General features: G+C 42.4%; 17 protein-coding genes. 3 read left to right on the top strand and 14 right to left on the bottom strand.

Annotated elements, in window-relative coordinates:
* Positions 1 to 51: 51 nt before the first annotated feature.
* The 3 genes from MHI55_RS17130 to MHI55_RS17120 all read right to left on the bottom strand — a co-directional run bounded on the left by MHI55_RS17130 (position 52) and on the right by MHI55_RS17120 (position 5,162).
* The gene (locus tag MHI55_RS17130) at positions 52 to 1,593 is read right to left on the bottom strand and encodes a response regulator (protein ID WP_340386424.1); all 1,542 of its coding nucleotides are present in this window, start codon (positions 1,591 to 1,593) and stop codon (positions 52 to 54) included.
* Between the two features lie 3 nt (positions 1,594 to 1,596).
* Positions 1,597 to 3,414, bottom strand: coding sequence for a histidine kinase (locus MHI55_RS17125; protein WP_340386421.1), 1,818 nt, complete (start codon positions 3,412 to 3,414; stop codon positions 1,597 to 1,599).
* A 95-nt stretch (positions 3,415 to 3,509) separates the two neighbouring features.
* Positions 3,510 to 5,162, bottom strand: a complete 1,653-nt coding sequence (locus tag MHI55_RS17120; RefSeq protein WP_340390614.1) for an extracellular solute-binding protein — start codon at positions 5,160 to 5,162, stop codon at positions 3,510 to 3,512.
* A gap of 198 nt (positions 5,163 to 5,360) precedes the next feature.
* Between MHI55_RS17120 and MHI55_RS17115 the strand changes: the two genes are divergently transcribed.
* The gene (locus MHI55_RS17115; protein ID WP_036613911.1) at positions 5,361 to 5,618 is read left to right on the top strand and encodes a GlsB/YeaQ/YmgE family stress response membrane protein; all 258 of its coding nucleotides are present in this window, start codon (positions 5,361 to 5,363) and stop codon (positions 5,616 to 5,618) included.
* Positions 5,619 to 5,778: 160 nt separating this feature from the next.
* Here MHI55_RS17115 and MHI55_RS17110 read toward each other — a convergent pair whose 3' ends face one another.
* The 3 genes from MHI55_RS17110 to MHI55_RS17100 form a co-directional block, all read right to left on the bottom strand.
* Positions 5,779 to 6,570, bottom strand: coding sequence for an SDR family oxidoreductase (locus MHI55_RS17110; RefSeq protein ID WP_036613912.1), 792 nt, complete (start codon positions 6,568 to 6,570; stop codon positions 5,779 to 5,781).
* Positions 6,571 to 6,991: 421 nt separating this feature from the next.
* Positions 6,992 to 7,438 (bottom strand): GNAT family N-acetyltransferase, encoded by a 447-nt coding sequence (locus MHI55_RS17105; RefSeq protein WP_340386419.1) that lies wholly within the window; start codon positions 7,436 to 7,438, stop codon positions 6,992 to 6,994.
* 162 nt (positions 7,439 to 7,600) lie between these two features.
* Positions 7,601 to 8,029, bottom strand: coding sequence for a MarR family transcriptional regulator (locus MHI55_RS17100; protein WP_047843226.1), 429 nt, complete (start codon positions 8,027 to 8,029; stop codon positions 7,601 to 7,603).
* 166 nt (positions 8,030 to 8,195) lie between these two features.
* Between MHI55_RS17100 and MHI55_RS17095 the strand changes: the two genes are divergently transcribed.
* On the top strand, positions 8,196 to 9,506 hold the full coding sequence (locus MHI55_RS17095; protein WP_340390613.1) for an amidohydrolase family protein: 1,311 nt from the start codon (positions 8,196 to 8,198) through the stop codon (positions 9,504 to 9,506).
* Positions 9,507 to 9,588: 82 nt separating this feature from the next.
* On the opposite strand, the gene MHI55_RS17090 is transcribed toward MHI55_RS17095, so the two are convergent.
* On the bottom strand, positions 9,589 to 10,008 hold the full coding sequence (locus tag MHI55_RS17090; protein ID WP_076317746.1) for an ester cyclase: 420 nt from the start codon (positions 10,006 to 10,008) through the stop codon (positions 9,589 to 9,591).
* A gap of 359 nt (positions 10,009 to 10,367) precedes the next feature.
* Here MHI55_RS17090 and MHI55_RS17085 point away from each other — a divergent pair, with 359 nt between their 5' ends.
* Positions 10,368 to 10,724, top strand: coding sequence for a helix-turn-helix domain-containing protein (locus tag MHI55_RS17085; protein ID WP_340386417.1), 357 nt, complete (start codon positions 10,368 to 10,370; stop codon positions 10,722 to 10,724).
* A gap of 196 nt (positions 10,725 to 10,920) precedes the next feature.
* On the opposite strand, the gene MHI55_RS17080 is transcribed toward MHI55_RS17085, so the two are convergent.
* The 7 genes from MHI55_RS17080 to MHI55_RS17050 form a co-directional block, all read right to left on the bottom strand.
* Positions 10,921 to 11,754, bottom strand: a complete 834-nt coding sequence (locus MHI55_RS17080) for a radical SAM protein (RefSeq protein WP_076250537.1) — start codon at positions 11,752 to 11,754, stop codon at positions 10,921 to 10,923.
* A 364-nt stretch (positions 11,755 to 12,118) separates the two neighbouring features.
* A complete protein-coding gene (locus MHI55_RS17075; RefSeq protein ID WP_036613922.1) occupies positions 12,119 to 12,487 on the bottom strand; it encodes a hypothetical protein in 369 nt (122 codons plus the stop codon).
* 1 nt (position 12,488) lies between these two features.
* Positions 12,489 to 12,836, bottom strand: a complete 348-nt coding sequence (locus tag MHI55_RS17070) for a YolD-like family protein (RefSeq protein ID WP_036673624.1) — start codon at positions 12,834 to 12,836, stop codon at positions 12,489 to 12,491.
* On the bottom strand, positions 12,833 to 14,071 hold the full coding sequence (locus MHI55_RS17065; RefSeq protein WP_340386415.1) for a DNA polymerase IV: 1,239 nt from the start codon (positions 14,069 to 14,071) through the stop codon (positions 12,833 to 12,835). The genes MHI55_RS17070 and MHI55_RS17065 overlap by 4 nt, the downstream gene beginning before the upstream one ends.
* Positions 14,072 to 14,357: 286 nt before the next feature.
* Positions 14,358 to 15,818: a glycoside hydrolase family 1 protein gene (locus MHI55_RS17060; RefSeq protein WP_340386413.1), complete on the bottom strand. Its 1,461-nt coding sequence runs from the start codon at positions 15,816 to 15,818 to the stop codon at positions 14,358 to 14,360.
* Positions 15,819 to 15,831: 13 nt separating this feature from the next.
* Positions 15,832 to 17,697 (bottom strand): beta-glucoside-specific PTS transporter subunit IIABC, encoded by a 1,866-nt coding sequence (locus MHI55_RS17055; RefSeq protein WP_339187007.1) that lies wholly within the window; start codon positions 17,695 to 17,697, stop codon positions 15,832 to 15,834.
* A 146-nt stretch (positions 17,698 to 17,843) separates the two neighbouring features.
* Positions 17,844 to 18,683 carry a PRD domain-containing protein gene (locus tag MHI55_RS17050; RefSeq protein ID WP_076250546.1) on the bottom strand — a complete coding sequence of 280 codons (840 nt, stop codon included), beginning with the start codon at positions 18,681 to 18,683 and terminating at the stop codon, positions 17,844 to 17,846.
* Positions 18,684 to 18,787 lie beyond the last annotated feature (104 nt).

Genomic DNA, 18,787 nt, shown 5'->3' with positions numbered 1-18,787 from the left:
GCTGAAAAGGTACAATTGTTTTTGTGGTATCCCATTTTTTTGGCTTTTGATTCAATCTGCCTTCTGCCGCATCATCTGTCGGTACTCTGTGGGTTGGATCTGCATCACAAGTCGGAACGCGCGTGTAAAGCTTTTGTAGCTTTCATAGCCAACCATAGCAGCCACCTCAACAATTTTATGATCGGTTTCGGCGAGAAGCCGCCGCGCTTTATCCAGACGCACATCTCGTAGGTATTCAGCAAAACCTTTACCAACATTCTTCTTAAACAGATTTGAAAAATAAGCATAATTAAGCGATACATGATTGGATACCATCGCGAGGTCCAGCGGTTTGTGGTAACTCTCGTGTATAAAACGAATGGCTTCATTTAGATCCTGCGAATGGCGATAGCTGCACTTATAGTCATAATATAACTGATTCAGCCGAAGCAGCTGCTGTTGCAGTGCTTGTATATACTCACGCATCCCTTGATAATCAAAGAGATTACGCAATGATTCAAGATCCAGCACTTCTTCCCCCATATAAGGGTGGATAACTCGTTCGTATTCCTCCATCATCTGAACGGTGGCGGCGCAGAGCTGTTGGGTATAGCGAATAGGATAACGTTGCAGCACCTTTTTGTGAAATATTGCAGAAATACCCTGAGTAATTGTTCCGCTGTTATCTGTTCCAATCGACTGGAACAGTTCATATAAGTCTTCATAGGGAAGTTGCCACTGCTGTTCCATATGCTCAATATGTGCTGGGAAGATACTATACTGATCAGGAAACAGGTAACTGTGGCGATAGAGCTCAAGCACTTGGGTATAGCTGTCGGGTAGTTCTTTTAACCCCTGAATCGGGTTAGTCATGGCCGTTATGACATTGATCTTTCCTTCCTTGAGCGCTGCAGGCAAAACACTTGAATCTATGGATGCATCTACCGCAAGGATCAGGTATGGGCGATGTTGCAGGCAAATACAACCTTGTCTGCCAAACACACGATAAGCAATGGCTTCCATGCTATGTGCACTGCTTGCTCCGGGCTGGTTCATGCAAACTTCTTCCCGTAGCAGGGCTAGGCGATAATTACGCCATAACGCATCATTTTTTTTCTCAATCTGAAGAATCCATGCGTCATCACTTAACGCACCTTGCATAAACATTCTTAATTCTTTACGATCGGTCTCTTGGGCGAGGCGGGATACACGCTGCATATTATGCGTAAGTGCCTGCCGTGTCTGGATCTCTTGCCATACGTGCTCCAGGGAATGTTGCAGATCCTCTCGCTTCAAAGGTTTGAGCAAGTAACCCTTTGCACCAAGCCCGATCGCTTTTTGGGCATATGTAAAATCACTATAACCGCTGATAATGAGGTACTCCACATCCATGTATTCCTCTTTGGTTTGAGCCATGAGTGCCAACCCATCCATATCCGGCATCATAATATCGGTAATCACGATGTGAATGCAATGCTGCCGCAATAGGGACAGCGCCTCAATCCCGCTCGCGGCACAGTATATGTTGTTCAGCTCCAGAGGAAATTGATGCAGCATGGCCTGCAGGCCGTCACGAATGTGTTTTTGATCGTCCACAATCAGGATATTAATCATGCTCTACCACCCTCCAAGATTTACATTTTCCCAAGGCAAACGTATCGTTACGCAGGTATATGCACCTTGAACACTATCAATCCAAAGACCGCAATTCTTGCCATAATGAAGCTGTAATCGCTTATTCACGTTTTCCAAACCAAGTCCGCTCCTGCTAGTAACCATCGGCGTATCCGATTCGCTCCGCAGTACTGACTGAAGACGGTGTAACATCTCAGGCTCTAACCCCTTTCCGTCATCTCTTATGTTAATGAAAAGCAGACTGTCATTCTCCACAGAAAAGGTAATCTCTATAGTTACCCTGCCGCCTGAAGGTGCCCCGTGATGAACTGCATTTTCAACGATGGGCTGCATACACATCTTGGGAATGGCGTAGCGAAGTATCTCCTGAGGAAGATCTGCCGTCATAACGATACTGCCGACTTCCATAAAGTTGATAAATTCAATATAACTTTGGATATTGGCAAGCTCCTCACGAAAAGCAACGGTATCGCTACGCCACTGCATGCTGTAACGTAGCTGGGAGCCCAACGACACCAATGAATTGGCTATAGCAGGCTGCCTCTGTACCTCTGCCACCATACGGATCGATTCCAGGGCGTTATATAAAAAATGAGAATTAATCTGCGAATGCAAGGAGTGCAACTGTGCGTTTTTGGCAATTAACTGTTTATCCACGACCTGTGTCATTAGACGTTTGACCTCATGTAACATTTTATTGTAATTCACCGCCACCTCATCGATTTCATCTCCTCTTTCGTTCTCATCAAGGCCTGTATCAATCATTGCATCCAGCTCGCCTTTTCGTACCTGACGCATGGATATCAGTACGCTGTCCAACCGCCGGAAAATACGCCGTGTCGTTTGGGATACGAGTAGCATAATCAGCAGCAATACACATAATGTAATCGTTACCACAAATGCATACCAACTGCGCGGCCCCTTCATCAATGCCTGATGGGAAGCAATCTCAACCACATAAGTGTTCAACGGAGCGATGTATCGATACAATGCATAGAAGCTCTGATCTCCCACCTTAACCTGAAGCGGGCTTTCCTGCGGCAATATATCCAGCTGTCGATGAATACTGCCAAGGATCTCCTTCATCCTCTGCCCGTACTTCTCAGAAAACTCATGCTGGGGATTGTAAACATACTGAGGAGGATCACTTGCGTTCATCAATACCGAAAAGAAGTCCCCCTTGCTCTCCTGGAGCAGGTCGCTGAAAAACATGCTGTGCGGGACTCGCACTTCCATAATACTAGGGCGTTTTTGTTCCTGACCTTGAAGGCGAACCAGACGATAGTAGGATAAAGTGTGTTCACCATCCCTAAAAGAAAATAAACGGTAAGCCGCACCACCTTCGTCCCGTAGCTTTATCCAATAATCCTGCGGCCAAAATTTCTTATAATGATAGATTTCAGGCCAGATTTCATACAAGTTTGGGTTATCAACGTAAAAGCTAAGCTCACTGATCATCGCATTGCTTTGAATGATATTAAGCATTTGCTCAAACTGGTTTTGCTTAAACTTCACCAGACGCAGTCCATCCACAAGCATATTGGAATGAATAAAATCCACAAATGACTTTTGAGTAAGGGCCGTGTTGGAAGCGTTCTCAATCATGTCCATTCTTCTGCGCAATTGTTCATTCAGCCATGAAACATGGCTGTTGCCCGTTGCCATAGCATCCTTATATAGCTGGGTTTCTTGCATGCGGATATACACAAAGGATATCAAAATAACAGGTATGGCAATCATCAGGCTAAATGCCAGAAACAGCTTTTGGGATATACGGGCATTGCGATAAAGCTTCCTCAATCTCGTTAGTAGGTATTTCATTCTGATGTATTCACCACCTTTGTTATACCATATATTACTAGTTAGCTGATCGTTAACAATGTAGTAGCGAGTGGTTATCTGGCTATCTTGGATTTCCGCAGTTCCAGTTCAGCCTGGCGATATTCCATCACCTGGTTAAAGCCGTAGTTCACACGACGTATCAGAAAATTCTCAAAAATTTTGTCAAAGGCAGCTTCATCCTTCGCTGTAATCAGTTCTGGCAGCACTTCTTCCCAATTTTGAGAAATACGTGACCAGGCTAACGCTATATCGGAATCCCCTATAGGATCTAGTCCCTTATAGATGCCGCTGTCCAGATCGGCCTGTTGGTTGGCGAACTCCTCCATTTGCTTAATGGATGGTGCATTCTCTGGTCTCCACTTGTTAACGAAAGCAGGGTTTCGCAGCATCCAGTAGGTATCCATAATGCCATATTCCTTTTCCAGCCGCTCCCTATCCGTGTCATACAACTGAACCATCGCCGCAGTCAACTGCGGTTTGCCGTTTTTCATCGCCCAGGTTTCACCTTCTTTGCCCAAAAATAAATCCCTTTGGCCTTCTTCGCTGGCCAGATAGGTCAAAAATCGAATGGCCCGTTCAGGGTTTTCCGTGGATTTGCTAATCAACGTAACCATCCAGCCATCCATGCTGCCGGGAAACAGTTTGGCGGATTCTCCCCTGCTGCTCCGGGGTCCATCTACAGCGATATAGTATGAACTCTGATTCGTAAGGACTTCCAATTTCGAATTGAGGTCCGATATGTCTGTCCATTCCCGAATCATCATAAAATATTGGGCATGGTTGGTTTTTTCCTGCACCTGCGCACTGGAGTCGACCAGAAAATCAACATTAATCAGGCCCTGCTCGTAAGCGGTACGAAATGTTTTCAGCCACTCCATATAATCGGGATCTGTCATTCGGTCGTATACTTTACCGTTCTGTTCATGGGGGATCGCAAGCAGATTTTGCAAATATTCGGTCAACCCATAGGATGCATTCCCCTGTGCCCAAAACGGACTGATCAGCTGACCTTTATAAACAGAATATTGATTCTTCAGCAGTTGCAATGCATTTAAAAAACCTTTTGGTGTGGTAAGGTCCGGTTTGTCCATCGACTCATACAGATCTTTACGTACGAGAAAGGTTTGGTTCGCTCCCGTCAAGCCGGTTGAACGCATCTGTTCGGGACTGTACGCATCATTGGGAATGATATAGGTATGGCCGTCTTCCTGCCGATACCATTGTAGAATACCATCACCTGCTACCTTGTAAAAGTAAGGATCATACTGGTTGGCTAGCTCATCCAGGGCATAGACGAGATTACTCTCCCGAAGTTTGTTAACCGCACTCTCCCAGGAGCCGATGGTTATCAGATCCCGCAGACTACCGGTCGTCAACATTCGTGATAACATCTCGCTTGGTTCACCAGTTGATACTTCAAATTCGATATTGACCCCTGTTTTTTGGGTGACATATTTGGAAGTCAGGCTCTCACCCCAAGTGTGCCCGTACCATTCGGCTCCAACGAACCACGTTAGATTCACGGGGGTGGTATCCAGCTTCCATGACGGTTCTTCCAGATTCAGATTAAGGCTCTGTATCTGCTCCGTGAAGTCAGCCTTTGTCGAAGCACCCTTATCTTCCGATTGCTCTGACTCAGAACAAGCAGACAAGCCTGACATCAGACTCATCATCAACAAGGCTAAAATAAAAGGACTTCGAAACATAAACACCTGAGCGCCTCCTTTCTATACTGGCCATCTCCATCCCCATCTGCACCAGCATTCATACTAGTGGTGGTACAACCGATTTTACTACCCTTGGATTAAAATGGAAATGGTTTAGTGGACGATTCGCAGATGATCCGCAACATTCCCCCTAACGAAACATAACTTGTAATAAATGAATGGAAGGGAGACCAATTCGTGTATTTAATCTGGATACTTATTGTCGGTGGGCTAATTGGCTGGTTAAGTGGAAATCTGATTGGACGGGACGTGCCGGGAGGCGTACTTGGAAATATCATTGCTGGCTTTGTTGGATCGTGGTTAGGGTATGAACTGTTGGGACCGAGGGGGCCTGTGGTGGGTGGATTTCATATCATACCCGCGATCGTCGGGTCAATCATTGCTCTCTTGATTTTCTATGCTCTGGCGCGCGCTGGAGCGTTTCGAAGACGTTAAAAAGGCGGAGACGACAAGTTTTACCCAATTGATTGGGTATTGACGTAAAGCTTCTTTCGCCACCGTTGCATCATCTTCTTCACAAAGCGTAGTTTCCACCCGGTAGTCGAATAAAGCCGCCGATCCTGCTGATCGGCGGCCTCCTTTGGTTTTATGGAAATTAGAAACCACCTCTAGAATGAATGATTTGTCCGGTGATCCATTGAGAATCGTCGCTTGCGAGAAAAGCAATCAGACGGGATACATCTTCAGGAAGACCGATCCTGCCCATCGGAAATCCCGGTAGCAAAGATTTTTTCACTTCTTCCGACATCCAACCCGTATCGGTAGGACCGGGATCAACCGCATTCACAGTAATGTGAAACGGAGCCAGTTCAGCAGATAGACATTCGGTAAAGGTGGAGACAGCGCCTTTTGTTGCGGCATAAGCGAGATTGCCAGGCATCGGCCCCTTACCTTGACCGGACGTGAGGTTGATGATCCGGCCGCCGCAAAGGTCCTGATGGACGGCCAGTTCAACCTCCAGCATACGCGCAAATTCGGCCGATAGCATGAATGTACCTCGAATATTCATGGCACAGTGCGCATCGATCAATGATGCATTTAATTGACGGAAATCAGCTGCTACACTGTAAGTAGCGTTGTTGACGAGAATGGTCGGCAGCCCGAGAGCCGATCGGCATGCATCAAGCAGTTGCGCTGGAGAATTGGGATCGGTAAGATCGACCTCCATATGCGCTACCTTAACGCCATAGGAGCGAAGTTCTTCGGCAAAGAAATCCGGCCAGTTTTTGTCGGCATCCCCCGGATTCTCTGTTTTATCGTAATCGTACAGATGGGTATAGAACACATTAGCGCCTTCTTGTGCCAACGTGCGGCAGACAGCGGTTCCAATACCTCCGGGGCGGCTTGTGCCTGTCACAATAGCGGTTTTTCCGTATAGTTTGGTCATTTTATTACCTCCGTTTAATAAGGGAGGGAGAAAACCATTTTTCATTGGAGATGGAATTATCCTAGGTATAACAAAAAGCGGATACATCAAGTATCCGCGCCCGGGTTTGATTCAAACGGTTCCTCGCGTCCCTTGAATGATTGCGGATCGGCATCACAAACCAGGCGTGTGGTTATAACCAAAACACCAAGTCGAGCGATCCAGTTTAGATAATCATTACAAGGAAGTCCACATGGTCCGGCGAGTCCCCTTTCCTACATCTCCACTTCAAATATTACGAGTCAGACTCAATTACTGTCAAGACAAATACATGGGATTACATTTCCAGTGAAAATGGTTGGGTGGTCAAGCATCCTGCTAACCTGCAGACTGTTCACTTTTTTGAATGTAACTTTATGTTCGATTTTTACAACTTCAATTCTTACAACTTCAATTCATATCGTATATCAGGTAAATTCTCTTCATTTTCTTGTCCTCTACCAGTAATTTCAAACCCATTATTCTCATAAAATTTTTGGGCATCTTTATTCACTTCAAATGTATATAAAGTTAATTTTCCATTTGCTTGTGCTTTTGCTTTATTAAGCAAGGTTCGCCCTATTCCATTCCCTTGATAATCAATATGAATATAAAGTTGGCTTATCTCAGTTTCACTATAGTCAATCATTCCAACTACTTTTTCATCAATTAACGCTAAATCTATTTGATACTGTTTAGATAGTATATGATTTAAAAAATATAGATGGTTTTCGAAGCTATGGGTTTCAGCCTGACCAATTGCCCGTTCCTTACTATCTCTCCACATTTTCACTGTATGTTCAGCATACTTGGGATTATAGTTAGATATTTTAATTTCAAGTTTGTTCATTAATATACCGCCTTAAATAGAAAGATTTTCAAACGATGCAGTAATGACTTGAAAAATATCTTCTTGATCCAAGATTTCCGTTCTATTGTAAGTAATAATTCCTGATGAGAAATCAATGTCATCAGTGTTCTATGGCCACCATTTACTTCTCCTGCCCGTCTATTATATGCGTTCATTAATTCTGATCAGTAATTTCTTTAAGATTTGCTTCTCCTCGTCATTAAGGGCTTGAACGATTTCATCCTCCACTTTTTGAAATGAGTTATTGAAGTCTTCAATCAAGTCAACCGCTTTTGGTAATACGTAAATATTTTTTTGCCGTTCATTATTGGCCGGGATTTTACGTTCGATGAAACCTTTTTGCTCTAGACCTTGAAGCATGCTTGTAACGCTTGCCCCACGCAGATGAAACCGATCTGCAAGATCCTTTTGAATAATATGATTATCTTGATTCTCATAAATATAATCAATTACTTTTCCTTGTTGAGAACTTAATCCTAGCTCTTTTATACTCTCATCCGCTCTTTTCTTTAACTTAAGACCGATAATTTGAAACAATTCCATATAAGGCGTATCTTCTCGGGAATGCATGACCGTCCATCGTCCCCTCTGTAATTGTTAGGAATCTAATTGTAAGTAGCTAAAATATACAGTGATCCCAGTAGGCTTGTCAAACAATTGTTAGACTATTGACTGTTAGATATCTAACAGTTATACTGCTAAGTGTTCGGTCACAAACACATTAGGAGGATTTATGATGGAGAAATTAAATCAAAATGCTGTGTTAGAAGAAATTACGGCGATTACAAATGTACGAATCTTTGATGGATATCAAATCATTGCTCCCAGACATATTGTCATTAAAGGGGTGTCCATTATTTCAGTGGGCGGAGACATCCCAAGCGACGCAACAATTATCGATGGAGAAAATGCGACATTAATACCCGGCCTGGTTGATGCACATGTCCATACCTCAATTGGCGGATTACGAGATGCCTTAAAATTCGGTGTTACAACAGAACTCGAAATGAACGGCGATTTTACGAAAAGAGGGCGCGAAATTCAGCTAAAAAATGTGGATGACATTGCAGACGTCCGATCTGCTGGGACAGCGATTACCGCTCCTGGTGGGCACCCAGATGAATTACTGCCTGATGGAGATGAAATACCTGAATTCGTATTAAAGGAACTAGAGAAGTTATCGGAGGAAGACCGGGAAGCAATGTTGGCCGCCTACGCTCACGATCACGACGAAATACCTCAAGTGACAACGGTTGAAGAAGCGATCAAACATGTGCATACCCAAGTGGAGAATGGATCTGACTATATTAAGATCATGATTGAAGAGGGAACGGTTATGGGTGCACCCGGCCTGCCTGTTCTAAGTGACGAGATTCTAAAAACAGCCGTTACTGAAGCCCACAAGTTCGATAAGTTGGTCATTGCCCACGTTTTGACGGCTCTTTCATCGAAAGCTGCCATCGATTTTGGAGTTGACGGATTGGGCCACTTGTTTATCGACAGACCCGAGTACACGTCCGAATTGGTTAAATCCATAGCAGATTCTGGAGCTTTTGTTACACCGTGCTTGGTGTTAAATTCATCGATTATTGGTAATCCGGCATCGGAATTGGCTAGTGATCCACGAGTTCATTCCAAATTAAGTCCGGATTGGATCGATATTTTGAACTCAAGCTTCAATACATTCCCACAAGGTAACATGGAGAACAGCTTTAAAAATGTGATGGATCTTCACCGTGCCGGAGTTGATATTCTTGTAGGGACGGATGTCGCGCCGGTTCCCGTTCCGAACCTTGGTGGCCTTGCTCATGGGGCCAGTGTTCACCACGAAATGCAGCTGCTGGTGAAGGCTGGGTTCACTCCGATCGAAGCTCTTCAGTCGGCTACTTCCAAACCGGCCCGTTGCTTTGGTCTACAAGATCGTGGCCGGATTACCGAAGGTGCACGTGCTGATCTTATTCTTATAAACGGTGATCCGATCACTAATATTTCAGATACCTTGTCAATCAAATCTGTGTGGTTCAATGGTTCGCAAAAACTAGGCTAAAACTAGTAGTTTATATTTCCTAATTGTAAAATCACTAAGAAGAGGGATTGCAAAATGCAGTCCCTCTTCGACTTTAATCTAATTATGCTTTTGGAATTGCCCCTATTTGTTGAAGCAAGCCAAGCATATCGGGTTGACCATACTCTTCAATAATTTGGCCATTAGAGATCCGATAAAAATTCATTGCATTTACTTCGATTTTTTTGCTCGTTGGTGGAAACCCGAGAAACTCTCCGTCTTGTGTGCCCTTCATGACAAAATGAGCTGCTACTAGATCCTCTTCTGCTACCAGCTCCTTAACAGTCCATTGTATATCGGAAAAACCAGATCTCATCATATGAATTATGGAGAGATAACCACTTGGACCATTCATTGGTTCTTTTTGCATAGGTACATAAAAAACAGCATCTGGAGCAATCAATTCTTCAGCAAGTTCCTTGCTTGCCGTATTAATGAAGTTCGTGAAACGATACATCAATTGTTTGTTTTCTGTAATCGTCATATTTAAACCCCTTTCTATTTTCGTGAGCATATGCCTTCACTTAAATTTTATCGCTACTTTAGATAATTGGTAAGTAGGCACCTTTTTGTTATATAGGAACCTTTTTGTAACTATTATTTTATCTCTAGGCTGCAGAGCCAATAAACTGATCTCTAAATGCTGTCTCCAAGAATTCAAGAACGTTAACATATGATTCAAAAAATAGTCACTCAGTTGCATAAACTCTCTTGCAAACTCCCTCCTCCTTTCATTTGATTTTTCATCGACAGAATTATAATATAAGCAATGTATTGATTTTGAAAGTAGGCACCTTTTTGTTATATAGGATACTAATAGTAACTATTGGAGGCGATAATGTAGTGATTTCAAAAAAAGAGTTGCCGTTGTGTCCCGTCGCAACGACAGTTGGATTGATAGGTAACAAGTGGAAGTTATTGATTATGAGGGATCTTTTGAAGGGAACTCATCGATTCGGAGAACTTCGTAAAAGTATACCTGAGATCAGTCAAAAGGTTCTCACTGAAAATTTGCGTTCAATGGAAGAGGATGGAATTGTCATTCGTACTGTTTTTGCAGAAGTCCCTCCGAGAGCCGAATACAGCTTAAGTGATTTAGGAAATTCACTGAAGCCAATTATATTCTCTATGGAAACATGGGGGCTCGGGTACCAGAAACTCAATGATGAACTTCCAAACGATATTCATCAGAGTGAATGATGTCAAATTGTTACTCCACGGTCATTTCAAAATAAAATGAATCCCTCTACATCTTCAAGTTAAATCAATGGAGGACTCATACGTCCTCCATTGACTCGTATGAGAGAGTTGATCTTCGAACACCAGTTTCTGCAATATTTCTATTGCATGAAGAAAAAACGGGCAAGATCCTTATTAAATGAATGGCTATTTAAAATCAAAATGGATATGCACTGTTTTTGGATACATGAATAATTTCAGATGGAAACCTTGCCTTAAAATATTTTTCGACTTTCAGATGAATTCTTTTCTCGTACCATTTCTCCCAGCCGTTCGCCTCAAATAATTGTGGCATCCCTAACCGCTTAGATCTCATCCCCATTTGACCATCACCAATCAATAGCGTATCAATCCAAATTCGATCAGTTATGCCTTGTAACATGTTAGCGAAATTAGGTGAAAAAGGTAGCACAGGGGAAATAGATACTTGTGTATGTATCCCTGCATCATTTATCTTTTTCAAGGCTTTAACTCGTAAATCTATTCCAGGAGCATAGGGCGAAAAAATTCGTTTCACGTCTTCGCGATCTGTCTCGATTGTCATTGAAACCATAATTCTACATTTTTCCTTTAATTTCAGCAGTATATCAAGATCTCTGGCAACCAGCGGGCTTCTAGTTTGAATTTGAAGTGAATCTGGTGGGTTTTTATCCATTTCTTCCAACAGGCTTCTTGTAATGTTTGCCTTCTGCTCTACAGGTTGATAAGGATCTGTGGCTGATGACATGAATATACTTATGGGTTTATTTTTACGTCTTAGAAGAGAGACTTCCTTTAGATAGTTTTCTGCTGCATTTTTCTTGACATCCACCCACGATCCCCAAGGAATATCCTTAAACTTTTGAATAGGCATTTCTCTGACGTAACAGTATTCGCAAGCAAATGCACAACCCGTATAGGGATTTAGTGAATGAGTAAAACCAATATCTAGATAACCTTTTACTTCACTTAATATTTTCTTAGACACAATGTCTTTGATTTCAATTGGCATGACGCTACCATCCCCTCAATTACTTTTACGCCCACTTCTCCTCTTGAGTTTTATCTTAAAATTTCTCATGCTACTTGAAATGACGACTTGAAAATTACGTCCCGCAAGCGAACCGGGAAATGGGGCATCCTACTGATTTCTCGACTGTCTTAAACCTTCTGCTATTCCTCCTCCTTCGTGGCTTTTCTTTTGAATGTCCTTACTGAATACAGGGGCAGATTTATAATAATGAAGTTTTTTATCTTTGACATCCAAACATAGTTTACTCTGCCTCTTTATTTATCTTTTTTGTGATTCCCGGTTTGCCGAAAGATCTGCTCGTATTTGTTGCCGCACCCATAAGTTAGACTCTTATTTTCTATGTTCATGTGGGCAATTCAGTAATATCAACGTTCATATGTTCAGTAAGCATTAAGGTTACATCTACTTTCACTTTGCTCCATAATAATGTCATTTTATGAATGTAACCTCTCACCGAATAATCTACCGTTAAACTCAGCTCAGATCTCACTTCATCTATGATTTTTATATGATGTTCCTTTAGCCTTTGCTTTGATTTGTACATTTCTAAAGCTATTTTCTTTTGGGTACCGTCCAGGTAGTCAACATACACAGATTTCATTTTGAAGTTTGAAGCGTATATTTTATGCTTATCTACCTCCAGAGCACCTAACAGATAAGGGAGCTCCACTACCCTCTTTACGAGTGAAAGTTCCTCGAAAGTCTGTCGCACTTTACACGCCTCCTTCTTCAAGTTTTACAGCGACCAATTGATCAAAATCGACCCATTCAAATCCATTCTCCATTTCAATTTTGATTTTCTTTCCAAAGGTACTGACTGAAGTGACGATCCCGTGTATATAACGATTGCCTGACTCAGTAAATATTGCAAAGGTGGCTTGCAATGTATAATTGAGCGACATATCTATATTTTGTGTAATAATCTCCCACTCATCTTCATGGATCAGCGGTTTCGTTAGATAATGAACTTGAGTACGATGCTGTATAATCCGTTCTTTATGTTGTGGAAGCATCATGCGGCTCGATTCCCATAATCCATTGGCCTCCAGTTTTTTGCTCATTTATAATGCCCCCCAATTTTAGATGCTCGATCGATCGCTTGACCCGCAGCCGTAATGGAGCTTGCTCGTAGAATGGCAATGTCGCCAAATCGATCCTTAATGTCGTCCATCACCTGATCAATGGCCCGTTTCTGTTCTTGATCATCAAAAAAAGATAGTTGATATGTATCCGCGTTGGATAATTGAGACAGGGATACGCCTACACGGCGCACAGGTTGCCCATCCCAGTGTTGATGAAATATGCGTTTGGCTATCTTGCATACATCAACGGTTATGTTTGTAGGATCAGACAGTTTAACCTGCCTGTGAAAACCAGTGGGGTGGTCAAAATCCGCTCCAGACACACTTACGGACACGACACTACCCATCAGTCCCTTTTGGCGGGCTCTTCTGCATACTTCTGTGCAGATATCGAGAATAACCACTTCGATCTCCCAAGCCTCTGTGAAATCTCTAGGCAAGGTCATTCCGTTTCCGATATCTTTTTGTGTACTGTGCGTGTTGACGGTTACCGGCGAATTGTCGAGTCCATTTGCGACTCGCCAGATGACTTCTCCATTAACGCCCCACTTACTTCTTAATTTGGAAAGAGGCGTATTCGCCAGGTCTCTAATGGTTCGGATCCCCATCTTCCACAGATGTTTTTCCATTCTTGAGCCTATCCCCCACATATCGCGGATGGGCTTATCTCCAATATGGAGGTGTAACTCCTCTTTTTTTAAGTGGAAAATGCCCCCCTCTGCTTTTTTAGCGATTATATCGCAGCATAATTTACTGATGATTTTGTTTTCACCAATGCCAGCTCTCGCGTAAACGCCTGTTTCATTATAGATTTTGTCTTGAATTTGCTTGGCCAAATCTACTGGATCATTACCGAATAGATGCATAGACCCTGTAAAATCAGCGAATAATTCGTCTATACTGTACGGTTCGACCAGATCGGTGAACTCTTCAATAATGGACATGATTTGAGTGGATACTTCGATATATTCTTGCATGTGTGGTCTCACAATGATCAGTTCAGGGCACTTCTGAAGAGACTGCCAGAGTGGTTCCGCGGTAGACACACCCTTCGCTTTGGCTAGTGGACAAGCGGCAAGGATAATTCCAGAGCGTCTTGCGGGGTCTCCCGCAACAGCTAATGGTCTATTTTTGTATTGAGGCATTTTTGCCTTTTCGACTGAAGCATAAAAGCTCTGCATATCAATGAGCATAATGGTTCGTTGCTTAGTCAACACTGTAATCACTCCTGTACTTTTGAGAACGTATGTTTGTATATATTATAGACCGAACACATGTTCTTTATGCAAGAGGTAAATATTTATAATTAGCTTTTGAAAACCCTTGGACACCATAATGAACTGTAGACTGGATATTGTCAGCCACTGTAGCCATCCAAATAATTAATTTTTAGTTTTATTATTGATGCACAAAAAACCAAGTACTTGTCTCACAAAGTGATAAGTACTTGGTCTATTTGATAGGATTTAAAGATTGGATCATCTTTCGTTCGATTGCAAATTATATTTCCAAATCCAATCTTTCCCCGTTGGATTCAATCACCTTTTTATACCAGTGGAAACTGTCCTTTTTACTTCTTTTCAGGGTACCTCTGCCCTCGTTATCCTTATCTACATAAATGAATCCGTAGCGTTTCTCCATTTCGCCAGTTGAGGCACTAACGATGTCGATGCAACCCCAAGCCGTGTAGCCGATAAGATTAACGCCATCGAGGATAGCTTCTCTCATTTGTTCGATATGATCTCGCAGGAAATTGATCCTATACGTATCATGGATAGAGCCATCCTCTTTTATGACATCAACCGCTCCTAGACCATTTTCAACGATCATTATAGGGATTCTATACCGATCGTACACATGATTGAGGACGTAACGAAGTCCAACTGGATCGATTTGCCATCCCCAATCATTTGCCTTCAAATAAGGATTTTTGAATCCACCAAAGACATTCCCCTGGGTCTCATCACCTTCTGGGCGGGTACCCACTACATGAGACTTGTAGTAGCTGAAGCTATAGAAATCAACACAGCCTTGTTTTAGCACTTCTACGTCCTCTTCTGCCATCTCAATCTGAATATTGTTCTCATTAAAATATCTCTTGGCAAAGTCAGGGTATTCCCCTCTAACTTGCACGTCGCTGCTCAGCATATTGTTAATCTGATCCATTCTCAGAGCCTTCAACATATCTTCCGGTTTACATGTACTTCCGTAACCATGACTATAATTAATCATACAACCGATTTGGAACGCCGGATTAATTTCATGAGCAAGCTTGACTGCTTTTGCACTTGCTATAAATTGATGATGTAAAGCCTGGAATCTTAATTGCGTACTATCCACAACCGTATTGTTAAATACACCACTATCATCAACTAATAATGCCCCTGCTATATATGCTCCTGCTGGAACAATTAAACTATTGATCTCATTAAATGTAATCCAGTACTTCACGACATCCTTGTAACGGGTGAAAATGGTCTCACAATACCGTACGTAGCAATCGATCATTTCTCTGGAAGCCCAAGCATTGAATTTCTCAGTTAGCGCAAACGGAGCTTCGTAATGTGAGATCGTAACGATAGGTTCAATATTATACTTTTTCAGTTCACTGAACACCTTGTCGTAAAATTGAAGTCCTGCTTCATTTGGCGTTACATCGTCCCCGTTGGGGAATATTCTGGACCAAGCAATGGACATTCTGAAGCATCGAAAGCCCATCTCTGCAAACAGACGGATATCTTCTTTGTAATGATGGTAAAAGTCTACTGCCTCATGGGAAGGATAGTTTACACCTTCCTCAATGTGTTTAGTGATCCGTCTTGGAATAGTATGCGTTCCACCCGTCATCATATCTGCTGTACTTGCTTTTTTACCATCAATGTTCCAGGCACCCTCGTATTGATTCGCCGCTGTTGCGCCGCCCCACATAAAAGAGTCTGGGAATACGGTTGTGTTCTTCATTGGAAATTCCTCCTTATATGATCTTAATTAGTTTTTCCCCGATCGTAATCGATGGTTTATCTATACCAATTACATCTGTAAAGTCATCTGAATTCGTAACAATAATAGGTGTAGTCAGATCATAACCTTTGGCGGCTATTGCATCTGTATCGAATTCGATAAGTAAATCCCCAGCTTTTACTTCATCACCTTCTTGTACATGCACCTTGAAATGTTCACCTTTCAGCTTCACCGTGTTCATGCCGATATGAACGAGGAGTTCAGCGCCATTATTCGAGCTAATACCCATTGCGTGGAAGGTAGGGAATACCGCGGATATGACACCATCGGCTGGTGAAACAAGCTTTCCAATCGTAGGTTCAATGGCGATCCCTTTTCCCATAGCTCCAGTTGCAAAGGCTTCGTCCTTTATTGTTGATAACTCTAGAACTCGACCAGTCATTGGTGCTATGAGCACATGTTCAGAATCACTAACAACAGGCACACGGTTTGTTGAAGATGAATTGGCTGGTGTTCGTTGATCCTCTCCATCCTCAGGCACATCTTCAAATCCTAAAATAAGCGTCATCAAGAAGGTAACAACAAAGCCAATGACCAGACCAATTGCTGCATGGATTAGGTTCCATGGATTATCTGTGATAAATGCTGGTAACGTAGCCAAGCCGGCAATGCCTAGAGCAGATCGAGCTACACCGAACAAGCCAACGTATATTCCGCCTACAATACCACCAATGACAACAGCGATCAGTGGTTTTTTTAACCGTAGATTTACACCAAACAATGCAGGTTCGCTAATTCCTAACAGCGCAGTTACGCTAGTAGAGTAAGCAACTTGTTTAAATGCTTTATTTTTGGTTCTTAATGCGACCGCGAGCGCAGCTGCACCTTGAGCTATATTGTGTACGAGCATACCTGGGCCAACAATGCCATCGGTTTTTGTCTGTGCATAAGCAGTGAGGACAACGGGTCCCAAACTATAGTGCATCCCCGTCAGAATCAGGAATGGGAATGCCCCGCCGATAATACCAGACACTAACCATCCTGCGTGTGTATTGACATAGGATACAGCAGAAGCAAGGTAGTTACCGGCAATCGCACCCAATGGTCCTAGAATAATTAATGTTAGAGGCGCCATAACAAGGATTACAACTAAAGGTTTCAAAATGGATTTGATCACGGAAGGAGAATACTTTTCAGCAAATCGTTCCACATATGACAGGATCCATACAGCTAGAATAATTGGAATAACGGAAGAAGAATACGTCGCTTGTGTGACAGGCAGACCCAAGAACGTAACAGGCTCACCTGCAGACATCAATGCCGAAAAGCTAGGATGTAACAAGATACCCGCAATGGTTAACGCAAAACCCACATTAGCTTTAAGTTTAACAGCAGCACTCCAAGCGAGCAGCATTGGCAAGAAGTAATAAGCCGCATCCCCGACGAAAGTCATAATCGTATTAAATTGACCGTCAAGGTCAACGAGATCAAAGGTTTTCAAAATAAGAAGAACTGCCTTAATCATGGCACAACCGATCATCGCCGGTAGGATGGGTGTAAAGATTCCGGAAATCGTGTCCAGAACAGTAGAAACTTTTCCTTTTTTCACAGTTGGAGCATCATTCTTGCTTGTAAAGTTCCCTAGCTGCGCAAGGGCTTTATAGACGTTGTTGACCTCATTACCAATAATGACCTGATACTGACCTCCACTACTGGCAACGCCCACAACTCCTTGTACGTTTTTCAGTGCTTCGTTGTTTGCAATCGACTCGTCTTTTAAGTTAAAGCGCAGCCTGGTAGCACAGTGTGTAACACTTTCAATGTTTTTTTCACCACCAACAAGTTTTAGAATGTCGGTAGCCGTTTGTTCATGTTTCATTTTTGTTCCCCCTTCAATGCATTATTCTACAAAAAAAGACCTAGAGTTCTATCGAATATAGATATGCTCTATACACGATGGAACTCTAGGTCTTGCCTGCATCACCAGTAACAATCCTAGTATAGTCATTATGGAGCGATGATGGGTCAATCCCTTTCTTCATCAGTCACCCTTTTGATATGAACAGTTAAATACACCAATTCGTCTTCGGTTAATTCTTTCCCATAGTCTACCCGAATCAACTGCGCAATTCTTAGACTACATTGGTACTCTAGCTTATATTTTTCTTTAATAATATTGAGGAAATCGTTATCATTACTTTTCATCACCGTATTGTTAAACAGACGATAGGCAAAAAACTTTAGATGCGTGATCAGTCTGGAGTAGTGAAGGGAGCTTTCGTTAAAGTGAATTTTGAACTGATAACGAATAATATTTAAGACCTTTTGAATCAATTGTGTCATCTTCATGGTATCTTCCATTTCAGATCCGAGCTCTGCATTGACGATATGAAGCGCAATAAAGCCGGCCTCATCTTCAGGCAACGTAATGTTGAATTCTTGATTAATCATATCCAAAGCCTTCAAAGCCACTCGATACTCATTGGCGTAGAATGCTTTAATTTCAGACAATAACGCATTGTTGAAGTTCATTCCCTGTTTATAGCGTGATACGGCGAAGTTAATATGGTCTGTTAGCGTCAAATATATATTTTCATTCAGCTCTTTATCCAAGGACTGCTTGGCATATTGAATAATACTATCGGACACACGGATGTACTCCATCGGAATCTGCGCGAGCAGGGCATATAATTTGCCAGTTACATTTTTGGACTTCAGGAAAAATTCTTTCTCAATCTTCTCTGTGTCCACATCGTCTCCTTTTTTCTTCTGAAAACCAATGCCACTTCCTAGAAGCATCATTTCCTGGCGTCTCTCATTTACAGCGCAGACGACATTATTATTAATAATTCGCGTGATTTTCATACGAATCTCCTTTTAAAATGAAACGTTAACAGAATTTAGCAAATAAAAAAGACCATTAATAGTGCACACATGGTAATTATACTCTACATGTTTGCATATTAATC

It is taken from the genome of Paenibacillus sp. FSL E2-0151, from assembly GCF_037993015.1.
GTDB classification, from domain to species: Bacteria; Bacillota; Bacilli; order Paenibacillales; family Paenibacillaceae; genus Paenibacillus; species Paenibacillus amylolyticus.
This window is presented reverse-complemented; position numbering and strand designations above follow the sequence as displayed.

Bases quoted from the DNA above. Each gene is read 5' to 3' on its own strand.
- MHI55_RS17100 (WP_047843226.1), bottom strand. From the start codon at position 8,029: ATGCATTCCCGAGAAGATACGCCTTATATGGAATTGTTTCAAATTATC.
- MHI55_RS17130 (WP_340386424.1), bottom strand. From the start codon at position 1,593: ATGATTAATATCCTGATTGTGGACGATCAAAAACACATTCGTGACGGC.
- MHI55_RS17110 (WP_036613912.1), bottom strand. From the start codon at position 6,570: ATGACCAAACTATACGGAAAAACCGCTATTGTGACAGGCACAAGCCGC.
- MHI55_RS17105 (WP_340386419.1), bottom strand. From the start codon at position 7,438: ATGAACAAACTTGAAATTAAAATATCTAACTATAATCCCAAGTATGCT.
- MHI55_RS17090 (WP_076317746.1), bottom strand. From the start codon at position 10,008: ATGACGATTACAGAAAACAAACAATTGATGTATCGTTTCACGAACTTC.
- MHI55_RS17060 (WP_340386413.1), bottom strand. From the start codon at position 15,818: ATGAAGAACACAACCGTATTCCCAGACTCTTTTATGTGGGGCGGCGCA.
- MHI55_RS17070 (WP_036673624.1), bottom strand. From the start codon at position 12,836: ATGAGCAAAAAACTGGAGGCCAATGGATTATGGGAATCGAGCCGCATG.
- MHI55_RS17055 (WP_339187007.1), bottom strand. From the start codon at position 17,697: ATGAAACATGAACAAACGGCTACCGACATTCTAAAACTTGTTGGTGGT.
- MHI55_RS17050 (WP_076250546.1), bottom strand. From the start codon at position 18,683: ATGAAAATCACGCGAATTATTAATAATAATGTCGTCTGCGCTGTAAAT.
- MHI55_RS17095 (WP_340390613.1), top strand. From the start codon at position 8,196: ATGGAGAAATTAAATCAAAATGCTGTGTTAGAAGAAATTACGGCGATT.
- MHI55_RS17080 (WP_076250537.1), bottom strand. From the start codon at position 11,754: ATGCCAATTGAAATCAAAGACATTGTGTCTAAGAAAATATTAAGTGAA.
- MHI55_RS17120 (WP_340390614.1), bottom strand. From the start codon at position 5,162: ATGTTTCGAAGTCCTTTTATTTTAGCCTTGTTGATGATGAGTCTGATG.